Annotated in this window: 10 protein-coding genes; 7 read left to right on the top strand and 3 right to left on the bottom strand. The window is 51.7% G+C overall.

What is annotated here, in order from left to right; translation table 11 throughout:
- The first annotated feature begins 63 nt into the window (after positions 1-63).
- The 4 genes from P8N76_15815 (at position 64) to P8N76_15800 (ending at position 4,066) form a co-directional block, all read left to right on the top strand.
- On the top strand, positions 64-1,221 hold the full coding sequence (locus P8N76_15815; GenBank protein ID MDG2383135.1) for a Gfo/Idh/MocA family oxidoreductase: 1,158 nt from the start codon (positions 64-66) through the stop codon (positions 1,219-1,221).
- Positions 1,222-1,224: 3 nt separating this feature from the next.
- Entirely contained in the window at positions 1,225-2,148 is a 924-nt protein-coding gene (locus P8N76_15810) for a sugar phosphate isomerase/epimerase (GenBank protein MDG2383134.1), read from the top strand.
- 70 nt (positions 2,149-2,218) lie between these two features.
- Positions 2,219-3,016 (top strand): SDR family NAD(P)-dependent oxidoreductase, encoded by a 798-nt coding sequence (locus P8N76_15805; GenBank protein MDG2383133.1) that lies wholly within the window; start codon positions 2,219-2,221, stop codon positions 3,014-3,016.
- Between the two features lie 339 nt (positions 3,017-3,355).
- A complete protein-coding gene (locus tag P8N76_15800) occupies positions 3,356-4,066 on the top strand; it encodes an SHD1 domain-containing protein (GenBank protein ID MDG2383132.1) in 711 nt (236 codons plus the stop codon).
- Positions 4,067-4,161: 95 nt separating this feature from the next.
- Here P8N76_15800 and P8N76_15795 read toward each other — a convergent pair whose 3' ends face one another.
- From P8N76_15795 to P8N76_15785, 3 genes are all read right to left on the bottom strand, one after another.
- Positions 4,162-4,962, bottom strand: a complete 801-nt coding sequence (locus P8N76_15795; protein MDG2383131.1) for an aldolase/citrate lyase family protein — start codon at positions 4,960-4,962, stop codon at positions 4,162-4,164.
- Positions 4,963-5,121: 159 nt separating this feature from the next.
- Complete coding sequence (locus P8N76_15790; protein ID MDG2383130.1) at positions 5,122-6,372, bottom strand: threonine synthase; 1,251 nt, start codon at positions 6,370-6,372, stop codon at positions 5,122-5,124.
- A gap of 118 nt (positions 6,373-6,490) precedes the next feature.
- Positions 6,491-7,723: a DNA-binding transcriptional regulator gene (locus P8N76_15785; protein ID MDG2383129.1), complete on the bottom strand. Its 1,233-nt coding sequence runs from the start codon at positions 7,721-7,723 to the stop codon at positions 6,491-6,493.
- 715 nt (positions 7,724-8,438) lie between these two features.
- On the opposite strand from P8N76_15785, the gene P8N76_15780 reads away from it, so the two are divergent.
- The 3 genes from P8N76_15780 (at position 8,439) to egtB (ending at position 12,838) form a co-directional block, all read left to right on the top strand.
- On the top strand, positions 8,439-10,313 hold the full coding sequence (locus P8N76_15780) for a hypothetical protein (protein ID MDG2383128.1): 1,875 nt from the start codon (positions 8,439-8,441) through the stop codon (positions 10,311-10,313).
- A 224-nt stretch (positions 10,314-10,537) separates the two neighbouring features.
- A complete protein-coding gene (egtD, locus tag P8N76_15775; protein ID MDG2383127.1) occupies positions 10,538-11,512 on the top strand; it encodes an L-histidine N(alpha)-methyltransferase in 975 nt (324 codons plus the stop codon).
- A 39-nt stretch (positions 11,513-11,551) separates the two neighbouring features.
- A complete protein-coding gene (egtB, locus tag P8N76_15770) occupies positions 11,552-12,838 on the top strand; it encodes an ergothioneine biosynthesis protein EgtB (protein MDG2383126.1) in 1,287 nt (428 codons plus the stop codon).
- Positions 12,839-13,246 lie beyond the last annotated feature (408 nt).

Genomic DNA, 13,246 nt, shown 5'->3' with positions numbered 1-13,246 from the left:
CGTTTGGAAGGCTTCGGATAACCTCGTAAGCTTGTTGGAAACGAGAGTTAGAGGTCGATCGCCATGAGTAGGAGCCAGCTTGGCACGGCAATCGTAGGCACCGGATTTATGGGGGGGGTCCATGCCGAATCCCTCAGGAGAATTGGGGTGCCGGTGGTCGGTATCCTGGGGTCAACTCCAGGAAAAGGTCGGCAAGCGGCAGACCGATTAGGTATTCGGCAATCCTATTCGCGGTTCGAAGATATGCTGACTGATTGTGACGTGAAGTCAGTTCATATTGTCACCCCTAATCGTTTGCATCATGAAATGGTCGTTGCTGCGATCACGGCCGGTAAACACGTGATGTGTGAAAAGCCGCTTGCGATGAATGTGAGTGAATCGGCGGAATTGGTTGAGTTAGCAGCCGCGAATCCTCAACTTGCGACAGCGGTTAACTATAACCTTCGCTTTTACCCGCTTTGCATCGAAGCACGAGAACGATTTCATCAGGGGGAGCTTGGTGAATTGTTCCACGTCACGGGGAGTTACGTCCAGGATTGGTTGCTGCGAAATACGGATTACAACTGGCGAGTACTAGCAGATGAAGCCGGTGATCTTCGCGCCATTGCGGACATTGGCACCCATTGGCTTGACTTGATTTACTCGATTACTTCCGCCGAGATCGATTCGGTTTGCGCTGATCTACAGACCGTGCATCCAGCTCGTTTTCGACCCGCTGCTGAGGTGGAAACTTTTGCCAAGGCAGAGGATGCAAACGCCGAACAGGTTGCCATCACAACAGACGATTATGGCTCGGTCCTATTGCGTTTCCGTGGTGGTGCTAGAGCGACCTTTTTCGTTTCGCAAGTTTCTGCTGGGCGAAAAAATTGCCTGCGATTCGAAATTGCGGGATCCGCGCGGTCAGTGGCCTGGAACAGTGAGCTTCCCAACCAGCTGTGGATTGGCCACCGAGATCAGGCGAATGAATTGTTGTCTCGAGATCCGGCCCTCTTGGGACCGGTTGCCCGGCTGGCTGCTAGTTATCCAGGCGGACACAACGAGGGATATGCAGACTCATTCAAACACTGTTTTGAGGCTTTTTACACGGCAATTGAGGGCAGGGCAACCAATGATGCAACTCGCTATCCGACCTTTATCGATGGCGATCGGGAGGTGCGTGTGTGTGAAGCGATCTTGAAGAGTCATCAGACGCAAAAATGGATCAAAGTCCAAGGAGAATAAACGATGAAACTCGGTTTTGTCACAGCAATCTTACCGGAGTTTACTTTGGAGGAAGTATTTGCAACCGCGGCGGATATCGGTTTTGATTGCGTGGAGGTAATGTGCTGGCCTCATGGAAAATCCGATCGCCGCTATGCGGGGGTCACTCACCTCGATGCGGATGCTGATGGATCCGAAACACGCGAACAGGTCGCGGCGCTTACTGAAAAGTATGGCGTCACGATAAGCGGCTTGGGATATTATCCGAATCCGCTGACGCCCAACGCTGCTGAGGCGAATCAGGCTATCGAGCACATCAAGAAATTGATTCGGCTTACGGCAGAACTTGGCTTGAACCGGATGAATTCATTCATTGGTAGGGATTGGACCAAGTCGGTTGATGACAATTGGAATCGCTTCCTGGAAGTTTGGCGGCCGATCATCGAGCTCGCAGGAGAAGTTGAGGTGCGAGTGGGAATTGAGAATTGTCCGATGTTGTTCAGCAGCGATGAGTGGCCTGGAGGAAAGAACCTTGCAGTAAGTCCGACCATTTGGCAACGCATGTTTGAGGATTTACCCAGCAAACACTTTGGTTTGAACTATGATCCATCACATATGATCTGGCAGCAAATGGATTATCTGGCGCCCATGCGGGATTTTTCTGACCGCCTATTTCATATCCATGCGAAAGATGTTCGCTTGGATCGTCACCGCCTCGATCAAGTGGGCATCCTTGCCCATCCCAACGAGTATCATGTGCCGAAGTTACCCGGAATGGGCGATGTTGATTGGGGGAAATTTTTCTCAGTTCTTACCGATGTGGGATATGACGGTCCTGTCTGTGTGGAAGTGGAAGATCGAGCCTATGAACACTCTTTGGAAGCTCGGAAGACCTCTTTAAGGCAAAGCCATACCTACCTGCGAAACTTTGTCCCGAAATCCGGCTGAAACTGGATTGGCTATATTGAAGGCGCTCGATGCTGACTCGAGGCTCTAGATCGCATAGGAAGGGGCATTCATGGCGAAAAGAAATTCTCGACCGCGAGGCACGGTCCAGTACGACAATGCTGGCCGTATCGTGTTGGTTACCGGCGGTGCCAGCGGAATTGGACGCGGGGTAGCGGAGGCTTTTCACCGTAGCGGTGCCAGGGTGGTTTGTCTCGACCTGGTGCCAGGAGAAGATTTGAGTGATGGAATCTTCTTTCGAAAGGGAGATACGTCCCGTCGAAAAGACTGTGAACAAGCGGTCGAATGGGTGCTTTCGCGATTTGGTGGACTTGACGTGCTCGTTAACAACGCTGCGGTTCAGCCTGCTGACTCCTATCGTCCCATCGACGAGTACACGGATGAACTTTGGCAGCGAATGGTTGATGTGAATCTGACCGGGTATATGCAAATGGCACGCGCTGTCCTTCCCCACATGAAAACTCAACAAGAGGGTGTCATCGTGAATTTGGCCAGTGGGCAAGGGCACCGAACGGCCCGGGGAGTTCCCGCCTATGGTCCGATTAAGGCTGCAAATATCATGCAGACCCGCCAGTGGGGCGTCGAGTACGCTCGAGCCGGAATCCGCGTTGTATCAGTTTCTCCGGGAGCCATCGACACACCCTTGGTTCGTCAGACGCTTGAGTCGCAAGGTGGGGCTGAAGCCTTATCGAATCGGCATCCGCTGGGGCGAATCGGAACCACTGCAGAAGTGGCCCACGTGGTGCTCTGGTTATCGAGTGACGCTGCTTCGTTTGTCACAGCAACGGATGTGGAAGTCGATGGTGGATTAGGCGCTTTTGGAGCTTTTGCTGATCCCTACCCTCGGTGAAACGGCTGCCCCGTCGTGATCCACGACAAATCTCCCGGCAATGATCGGTTCTCAAGATCCTTCGGCTCGTTCTCGTGAGTCATCCGGACGTTCTCATTTCGCTTCAAGACTTTGTGGTTTGGCAGCTTGGAAAAATCCTTCTGGTGATTTACTGAGGTACGCTTAGCCTGGATGACGTGCGGACTATAGGATAAATGGATAGGTTCGTACTGGTTGTGTCGATTGCACGGAATGCAAGTGAATAAATCTCGTTTGAGCTGCTGTAAGTGCGGAACTGTTCGCGCCAGAAATTGATAGTCTACTTGTTCATCGAGACTAGAAAACAGTCAGGGATCTTCCATGAATACAGCGTTACAACGTGTTTGCCTAACTTTTGCTGTTCTTTTTGTCGTTGCTGCTCAACTGTCAGCCGGAGAGAACACGCTTACGCTTGAAACCACGATGGTGGAGGGGTTAACGGTTACTCAGCAGGAGAACGAATTGCGTCACGCTCGTGAAATCTTGCAACGATGTGATGAGTTAGTGATGCAAATGAAGGCACGAAAGCAAAGTCAGGCGATTGTTGGGACCGAAGAACACCGCAAATTCATTTCGACCTACAAGCCCACAGTGCTCTCTTTAATTCAATCAGCAAGTGAATTTCGATCATCCTCAGTTGGTCCGGCAGTCCGGCAGATCACCGAGGTGACCAACGTTTTGTTAATTGCCTTGGGTTATGATGAAGCCAACGCCTTTGAAACGATCGTTTCACTCTACCAAAAGGATCGGGAAGCCGCGCTCGCTACCCTCGACGGTCGAGAGCAAAAACTACCGCGACTGTGGAAAAGCCGAACAGGCACAAGTTCGGTAATCGCAGAATTGAAAACGTTGCAACCGGATTCTGTGGTCCTGCATCGGCTCGATGACGGTCGAGAGATCACCGTCCCTCGTGAAAAACTTTCGCTAATTGACCGGCGTTTTCTCAATCGTTGGGATCCAAACGTGAATCTTGAGGGCGAGCCGAAGATGTTGTTGCGAGAGATCGGCGTTCAGCGGCGTGTCAACGACTGATGCCCCTGCCGGGCGAAAAAGTGGGCTTTACCAACACCGACAGGAAGTTCTCGCTTCATCGCAGCAGATTCTTGTTGCAATTTTGAGGGAGAACATCAATAACGCGCCAGATCGCTGCTCTCGCCTTCTGGAAACAATTTGCCCACTACCTCCTGAGCACGAAGAGTTAACATCTGAAGGTCGCTGCCAACCGCAAGAAATTGCATTCCCTGCTCAGCACGATGGGCGGCGTCTTCCGGGCTCATGGCGTGAATCCCAGTGGCGGTTCCGACTTTCTTGCCGATTTCGATCACTCGTTGAATTTTGTCTTCATGTTCAGCGTCCGACGGAAAAGTTCCATCAGCTGCTCGCATCTGGAATCGCAAATCGTTGGGTCCGATAAAGATGGCGTCGCAGCCGGGCAGTGAATAAATGGCTTCTGCATTTTCGACACCCCGAGGACTCTCTGTCTGCAAAACGACTAGAATCTGGTCATTGGCTTGGCGGTAATACTCACCCACCTCCGCATTAAAGTTCATGGAATGCATGCCACCGCCCGCGCTGCGATTACCTTGTGGAGGGTATTTGGCTGCTGAAATTGCGATCTGAGCCTGTTCGACCGTGTCGACCATCGGCACGACAATACCCCAAGCGCCCGCGTCAAGTGCCCGTTTGATGTAATGATGGGTACCTTCGGGAACGCGGGCGAGCGGAATGCAACCCGCATCCGCCACCGCCCCAAAGATTGAGGTGGCCGTTGACCAATCAATGGCAGAATGTTCCAGGTCGAGGGTAAGCCAATCGAATCCCATTCTTGCCAGAACACGAGCGGCATAGAGATCACCGAGTGACAGCCACGTTCCAAAGGTGGGCAAACCGTCGGCCAGTTTTTGCTTTGCTTGGTTAATACGCATCATGATTGGGGGGAGCTCCGGAGCGAAATGATGTTTACGGGGAAACGACGCTTGTTGTTATGGGCTGTGCCTTAAATTGAGTCGACAAGGGATTGCGAAAACCGACCACGTCTTGTGTTGAACACGAAAGGGGTGATTTTCTGTGGGGAAATTGCAGTCAAATCAATCGACGCGGGGATTGTTACCACGATGGAAAATACCGAAGTCGAGTGGCCGGTTCAAGTCGATGCTCGGCACTTCTCCTGCATGATCTTGGAGGATTTCGAGGTATTTCTGAGAGGCTCCCGTATTGAAAACGACTACGCGATCGTTGGAGTTGATCTGTTTCGCCGAGATAAGTGTTTGAAGAGCCCCAATGCATGCTCCCGTTTCGGGGCAGATGGATAGGCCTTCCGCCTTGCAGGCTTGGTGGGTCCAGGCAGTAATAGAAGACTCGTCGACGGCAATCGCTTGACCACCACTTTCTCGGATTGCATCAAGAATCATGAAGTCGCCAACCGCGACCGGAACCCGCAGTCCACTCGCACAGGTCATGGCATTTTGATAGGGTTCGGCGAAGCGTTGATTCGCGTTAAAAGCAGTGGCGATTGGTTGGCAGCCGTCCGACTGAACCGAGATCATCCGAGGCATCTGCTGGGTGGTTAGCCAGCCCAGCTCCTTTAATTCGTGGAAGGCCTTCCACATGCCAATCAAGCCGGTCCCGCCACCTGTCGGGTAGAGAATCACGTCCGGCAAGTCCCAGTCGAATTGTTCGGCAAGTTCTAATCCCATTGTCTTCTTGCCTTCAATACGATAAGGCTCCTTCAACGTTGAAAGATCGAACCATTCAAGTTCGGATTGTCCCTCTCGAACAATACGCGCGCAGTCGTTAATCAGGCCGTTGACGAGGTACACGTGAGCGCCGGCCATTTGAGCTTCATACTGGTTGACGACGGGCGTGTCGTCTGGCATGAAAACGAAGGCTTCTATTCCGGCACGAGCTGCATAGGCTGCCGTGGCCCCACCTGCGTTCCCGGCTGTCGGGATAGCAACTCGTTGAATTCCGAAATGTTTGGCCATTGAAATGGCCATTGCCAACCCACGACTCTTGAAACTGCCTGTGGGCAGTTGGGATTCATCCTTGATCCAGAGATTTTGCAGCCCGAGCTGCTTTCCTAATTGCGAGCATCGCAATAAGGGGCTCATGCCTTCACCAAGAGTCACCTCTTCCCCAGGGGGGACCGGCAGGAGTTCGCGATACCGCCACATCGAATGCTCTCGTGATGCGACAACGTCTTTCGTCATTTGATTGCCGACGGCCGGCAGATCGTATCGTACCCAGAGCGGGCGATTGGCATGGAGTGTCTGGATCTGGTCAGCTGGAAGATGGGTCTGATCGATCGCACTTTCGAGGTGTGTAACGAATGATTTCATGGATCGCCTTTGTGGAGCTACTGAAGGGGGAAGCGCGACAGGAGAAGACCTGCTTACTTCATATGACGTCCGGAGTGATAGAGCCGCAATCCAGTAGGAGTTCGAAGGGTGCTACGGTTTAAACAGTTGATTGAGAACCGTTTTCGCCCGTTTCAGCGCGTAGTACTATTTCATCCGAAATCGATGCTTGCGAGCGCTTCGATTTGCGGTAGTTGCCCGGAGAGATGCCAGTCTTTTCTTTAAAGACCTTACTCATGTACTCATGGTAACGGAATCCGGACATCTGTGCGACCACCGATAGTTTGTGGTCGGTGTCCTCTAGCAACTGCCGAACTCTATCAATTTGAATTCGGCGGAGCTCGGATTGCGGACTACGCTTCAAGGCATTATGAAAACGACGCTCGAGTGCTCGACGGGATAAGGAAACATGTTCGGCGACTTTCGGTACCGTCATGCCCTCGCAGGCGTGTTCGCGAATGAAATGGCACGCTGCCGCCACCTTGATATCGTCAATCGCGATAATGTCGCTGGATTGTCGTGTTACAACCCCCGTGGGCCGGACAAGCGTCAAAGACGGAGCCGTGATGTTCTCGGACATCATATTGCCAAGCAGTTCTGCTGCCTGATATCCAATCTTTTCAAGGGAATGTTCCACACTACTAAGTGGTGGATTTGATAACGCACAAAGTTCCGCATCGTTGTCGACGCCGACTACGGCAACTTGATCTGGTACACTGAGTCCCGCGCGCCGACACGCTTCGAGCACGCGTAAACCCACCACGTCATAGGAGGCCATCAAGCCAATCGGCTTGGGGAGTTGGAGCAGCCATTCGGCGAGCTGATCTTGAATGGCTTCCCACGAATTTTGGTTAACGTTTGGAGATGACGCACCAAAATATTCGCAAGGACTGGGAGCAATGGACTCCATGAAAAATCGATGACGTGAATCTGAGAAGGGAGAGTTGGGTACTCCTACGTAGCCAAAATGACGAAAACCACGCAGCCGTAAATGCTCGGCGGCAATCATTGAGATCGCACGCTCATCCGAGCGAATATGAGCTACGTCAGCTTTCTCGTGCTCACCAAGGTTAATGATTGCAGCCCCCGTTTGAAGGGCAGCGGAAAGTAGCTCGTTGTTGGCATCGCGGATCAAAATCCCATCCCCGTTCCAGTGATGGAGCCAAGGCGGGGGCGGGTCATCTAAAGAACGCTCATCAATGTAAACAGACCAAGGGCCGTGCAGCTTGAGATAGCTTGCAATTCCGCGCAGTAACCCTCGACCGTAGGTCTTCGATGTTTCAATGAGTATCGCGACGCGCAGACGTTCGTGGGGCGGCCATTCGTGGGTCATCGTGAGCCTCGGGTGGGTCTCAAAAGCATGGAGGAACGTATGACTTTGCGACATATATGACAGGCATTCGCGGGGATTGCAAGGAAATAGATGTTTTTTTGCTTGTATCCTGGTGCGCCCCGGCTCAGCAAAGCAGCCGGGGCCGCCTATTGGTTGTCGCGGTCGGCGTTCCTTTTAGCCGGTGCGGGCCGATCACCAAAATTAGCGAATCTCAGCACGGGTCGAGGGAAGAATGGTGACAAATCGTGGCCCCTTTCCTCGTCGCTGGCCAGAGGCGTCCGATGCTGATAGCCATGTTGCCGCACGGGTGGACTGAGACTTCAGCTAAAACAGGGGGGCTTGAGGAAATTGTCTGATTGGCCCAATGGTTCGTTGTCACCTGCGCATCTGCAAATTTCGTCGGTCCGAGATTCCATGTTCCTGATAGGAAGGCAGCGTGGAGGCGGGGGACGTCGTGTGGTGACTTTCTTTTTTCTCCTGCTTCGCATCGGTGTTCCCCTTTTTTTCGAAAAGAACAGGCGGTGAGAAACACGATAATTTGCCGACCTCCAGCTGAAGTAAGGCTAAGCAAGTCGATAAGGGGTGAACGGAACTCTCATTTCCGCCGTGTTGTTCGATGCGATAGAATGCTGGGGTGTGAGGGCTGAATGTTTATGCGGGCTCATACAGATTCGATATGACAACTGGCCGATTGCTTGCTACAGGATGCGACCGAATGAACACCCCGCTGAGATTAACCTTTGTGATATTGATATTTTTCGCTTGTTTAATTTCGAACGGCCGGGCGGCGCCGGAGGTTCAACCTTTCGGCCAGAAATTTCCAAACCTTGATTCTGAGGCAACGGGGGAGTGGTGGAAACCAAAAGAAAATCGCAAGCCCCGATTACTCGTGCCACGCGAAGAGGTGATTGCGTTTGCGGTTTATGCGCAGGATCGATCTGTTTTGAAGTTGACGGCGCAACTTTATCCACTGCTTCCCGACGAATCGCGACAAGTGCGGCTTGAGCTACAGCAAGAGGGGCGATGGCGACTCGTGAAAACGGAAGAGGTGAACGAACTTGGTTGGAGCGCGCATTTTCGTTTGGAGGATTGGGATAATTCAAAGAACGTTCGATACCGATTGCGACATGGTGACAAGGCGGCTTTCGCGGGTTTGATCCGAAAAGATCCAATACAGAAAAATACCATCGTGCTGGGAGCGCTCTCTTGCAATTCGAGTCGTACCCCAGGACCACGCGCAAGGATTGTCGATAATCTTAAGTTGCAAGATCCTGACCTATTGTTCTTTGCCGGTGATCAATCCTACCACCACACGCAACATACATTCGGGTGGCTGGAGTTCGGCGTGCAATTTCGTGATCTGCTGCGCGATCGACCATCCATTTGCATTCCGGATGATCACGATGTAGGACAAGCGAATATCTGGGGAGAGAGCGGGAAGAAAGCGAGCAATTCTGCTGGTGCCGATGGTGGTTTCTTTTATCCGGCGAAATACGTCAATATGGTTCAACGCTGCCAGACGTGGCACTTGCCAGATCCCTATGATGGGACTCCGATCAAACGCGGCATCGGCGTCTATTACACGAATCTGCTGGTTGGTGGCATTGATTTTGCCATTCTCGAGGATCGTAAATTCAAGACGGGACCTGATGGCAAGATTCCGAAGATGGGACCGCGGCCCGATCACATCAACGATCCGAATTATGATCGCAAGGCTGTTGATGTTGCGGGGCTGCAATTATTGGGCGAAAGACAGCTGAACTTTCTTCGTGATTGGAATGAAGATTGGAGAGGCGCTGAAATGAAATGCGTCCTTTCGCAAACCGCCTTTTGTGGTGCGGTGCACTTGCATGGAAAACCGGGCAATCGCCTCTTGGCAGACTTAGATTGTAATGGTTGGCCGCAAACGGGACGTCGCAAGGCTTTGAGGGAGATCCGGAAGAGTTGGGCACCCCATGTCTGCGGTGATCAACATTTGTCCGTGCTGGTTCAACATGGGATTGAGCGACAAGCAGATGGTCCTTTCGGTTTTACCAGTCCCGCAATTGTTAACACGATCTATGGAAGATGGTGGCACCCGATCGATGAGCAACCGGGTGCGAATCCGGTGCCTGATAGTCCCCTGCCATGGACAGGTGAATATGAAGACGGTTTGGGGAACCTAATTCGTATGCTGGCTTATGCAAATCCTCCGAAACGTAGTGCTGAAACGCAGCGGGCTGACGGCTATGGGGTGGTGCGTTTTAATAAAAAGAATCGCACGATTACCTTTGAAAGTTGGCCACGGTTTGCGGATGTGCGAGATGGTGATCAAGCACAATTCCCAGGTTGGCCTGTCACCATTAAAATGCAGGATAACGATGGGAGAACTCCGATCGGCTTTTTGCCAGAGGTAAGCTTCGATCAAGCGGACCATCCAGTTTTTCAAGTGATTGACGAAGCGACGGACGATGTCCTCTACACCATCCGATCGGGAGACGCTTCATTTCGGCTGCCTGTCTATCAACCCGGAAGCTACACCGTCAAAGTCGGCGAAGATCGCCCAGACTCCAAGACGATAAAAGGGTTGCAGCCGGTCTCAGATAAGTAATGCGTGGATTGGTGTTTCACCGCGACGACCTAACCCGTGCGCGAATTGTGTGAGAAGCGAAAGCTGGCCGAATCTCCAACCCCTTGTAGATTGAGGGGGGTTATTGACCGCAATGCCCGTTGTCGAAGTCGCATTTTTACGTAAAATGTTTCATTCTTTCGTGTGTCGACTTCTCAAGCCACCCGTTCTAGTACCCTAGGCCACTCCCACCGAGGATTAATAGTTTGTCTGAACATAACACTGCATTAGTTGAAAAGGCATCGTCAAATGATTTCTTGGTCGATGTTTTGACCGGATTGTCGGCCTCGCCCCGCAATCTGCCCTGTAAGTATCTTTATGATCAACGGGGTTCACAACTTTTTGATGACATTTGCGAACTAGAGGAATATTATCTTACTCGGACTGAATTGGAGATCATGAAGCGGTACGCTTCGGAAATGGCGGAGGAAATCGGTGCTGGTGCGGTGCTAGTTGAATACGGGTCTGGTAGTAGTCTTAAGACACCACTCTTACTGGATCAACTGATCGACCTGGTTGCGTACGTTCCCGTTGATATTTCTTTCGAGCATTTGCACGAATCGGCAGATAAACTCTCTGAAAATTTTGCCAAGCTATCGGTACTCCCCGTCTGTGCGGATTTTCTCGCACGATTTGAACTGCCGCAATTCGAACGCAAGGCAACGAAAACTGCTGTCTATTTCCCCAGTTCCACGATCGGAAATTTTGACCCGGGCATGGCAAAGGAGTTGTTAGAGAATATCACCAGTCAATGCGGACAGGGTGGCAGTCTTTTGATCGGCATTGATTTGCAAAAAGAGATCAGCACAATCGAAGCGGCGTACAACGACGCGAAAGGCCTGACTGCCAGTTTCAGTCTAAATATCTTAAACCGTATCAATTGTGAATTGGCGGGGGATATCAAACCCGAGCAGTTTGAACACGTAGCGAACTACAATGAAATGTATGGTCGAGTTGAAATCGGTCTCCGAAGTCGACAGGCTCAGGTAGTGGAGATCGGAGGCGAGCAGTTTGCGTTCGATCAAGGCGAGGAGATCCACACCGAGTATTCCCACAAATATACCATTGAGGGTTTTGCTGAAATTGCTTCCGAGACAGGTTTGGAGTTTCGCCGGGCGTGGACCGACCCGAATGAGTTTTTTGCTGTACTGCATTTTGTGGTCGGCGATGAATCGCCGTAAAAGCAAATATGTTATCACAGGAAATGTCAGGGGCCATGAATGGAATCTGTGACGGAAACGCGAACACAAAACTATTCTCAGCTAGTTAACCAATACGTAAAGGTGCGCAGTTTTTCAGAACGGCTTTGCGAGACGTTGACAGCTGAAGATTGCGCTGTGCAATCCATGCCGGATGCGAGTCCAACGCGTTGGCACTTGGCTCATACGACTTGGTTTTTTGAACAATTTCTTCTCAGTGAGTGTGCCGGCTATCAGGAATTTAATCGCGACTACATGCTGTTGTTTAATTCCTACTACAACAGTGTCGGTCAACCCTACCCAAGATCACAGCGTGGACTTCTGTCGAGACCCAGTCGAGACGAGGTGTTGGCTTATCGTGCGTATGTCGACGAGGCTTTGGTGAGTTTATTGCCACAAGTGGAGCAGTTGTCTGAACGCTTTTGGGAGATTCTTGAAGTCGGTTTGCATCACGAGCAGCAGCATCAGGAATTGTTGCTGACGGACATCAAGCATGCATTTTCGTTGAATCCCATTGCGCCCGTCTATCGACACGATTCGTGGCCGACGAGTTTGGATGAAGATCCCCTGGAATGGATCAAGGTGGCTGGAGGCGTTTATGCAGTGGGGCATGATGGCAAGGGTTTTGGCTATGACAACGAATTCCCGCGTCACAACGTATTGGTTCCGAGTTTGCATCTCGCACCCCGCTTGGTGACCTGTGAGGAATACCTGCAGTTTATGGAAGAGGGCGGTTACCAAAGATCCGAATTATGGTTGTCTTTAGGCTGGCAGACGGTCAGTGAACAGCAGTGGGCCGCACCCCTGTATTGGCAACAAAAGGGAGGGGAATGGTATCAATTCACCTTGGCAGGTTTGACGCCGATTGATCCAAGATTGCCGGTGTGCCATGTGAGCTTCTTTGAGGCCGATGCGTTTGCCCGCTGGGCAGGGCAGCGCCTGCCCAGCGAAACGGAATGGGAGATTGCAGCCCAAGGAGTCTCCGTTGACGGCAACTTGGCGGATCGTTTGATCGATCTGGGACAGGCGATTCACCCCCATCGCTCCGGAGGGCGATCGACAGGTAATCATCAGTTTTTTGGCGATGTGTGGGAATGGACCGGAAGTCCATATGTCGCGTACCCTGGCTATCGCCCGGTGGATGGGGCCTTAGGGGAGTACAATGGGAAATTTATGTGCAATCAATACGTGCTAAAAGGAGGTTCTTGTGCAACGTCCTCAAGCCATCTGCGCACTTCCTATCGAAACTTTTTTCCGCCGACTGCTCGTTGGCAATTTACGGGGATTCGATTGGCCAGCGATGAGTAGACTCGGCATGAGAGAGAAGTAAAACCTTTGAGCAGTCTGTGACAAAGGTCCTGTCGGATTTACGGGTTAGCTTCTAATTATTAAGCCTTATCCGCATATTACGCGGATTGAAAAAATGGTTCGCTGCCCTGGCAGCTACTTTGTCTGTAGCGGTTCGTCTGGCCGAGCCTGTTTCAGGATTGGAAGTTGAGCCGAATTCGGCAAGATCTTAAGGCGTGAATGAAAACACCCGTTTAGTCGATTCGGGTAGTCTGCCACAATTCCGGATGAGTCTGTATGGCTTTAGGCCGACAGTTGGGTTGAGGGTGAGGAGCATACGGCGGCAGAATATTAGCGGGTCGCTCTCGTATAAACGAGCGGTTATCCTATCCAATCAAACTGAGTTTCCGTAAGTCGCATGTTCTTCGA

This window comes from Pirellulaceae bacterium (assembly GCA_029243025.1).
Taxonomy (GTDB): Bacteria; Planctomycetota; Planctomycetia; order Pirellulales; family Pirellulaceae.
The sequence above is the reverse complement of the archived record's forward strand: the minus strand, read 5'-3'. Positions and strand labels throughout refer to the sequence as shown.

Coding starts and splice junctions, on each gene's coding strand:
- P8N76_15815 (MDG2383135.1), top strand. CDS start 64: ATGAGTAGGAGCCAGCTTGGCACGGCAATCGTAGGCACCGGATTTATG.
- P8N76_15810 (MDG2383134.1), top strand. CDS start 1,225: ATGAAACTCGGTTTTGTCACAGCAATCTTACCGGAGTTTACTTTGGAG.
- P8N76_15805 (MDG2383133.1), top strand. CDS start 2,219: ATGGCGAAAAGAAATTCTCGACCGCGAGGCACGGTCCAGTACGACAAT.
- P8N76_15800 (MDG2383132.1), top strand. CDS start 3,356: ATGAATACAGCGTTACAACGTGTTTGCCTAACTTTTGCTGTTCTTTTT.
- P8N76_15795 (MDG2383131.1), bottom strand. CDS start 4,962: ATGATGCGTATTAACCAAGCAAAGCAAAAACTGGCCGACGGTTTGCCC.
- P8N76_15790 (MDG2383130.1), bottom strand. CDS start 6,372: ATGAAATCATTCGTTACACACCTCGAAAGTGCGATCGATCAGACCCAT.
- P8N76_15785 (MDG2383129.1), bottom strand. CDS start 7,723: ATGACCCACGAATGGCCGCCCCACGAACGTCTGCGCGTCGCGATACTC.
- P8N76_15780 (MDG2383128.1), top strand. CDS start 8,439: ATGAACACCCCGCTGAGATTAACCTTTGTGATATTGATATTTTTCGCT.
- egtB (MDG2383126.1), top strand. CDS start 11,552: ATGGAATCTGTGACGGAAACGCGAACACAAAACTATTCTCAGCTAGTT.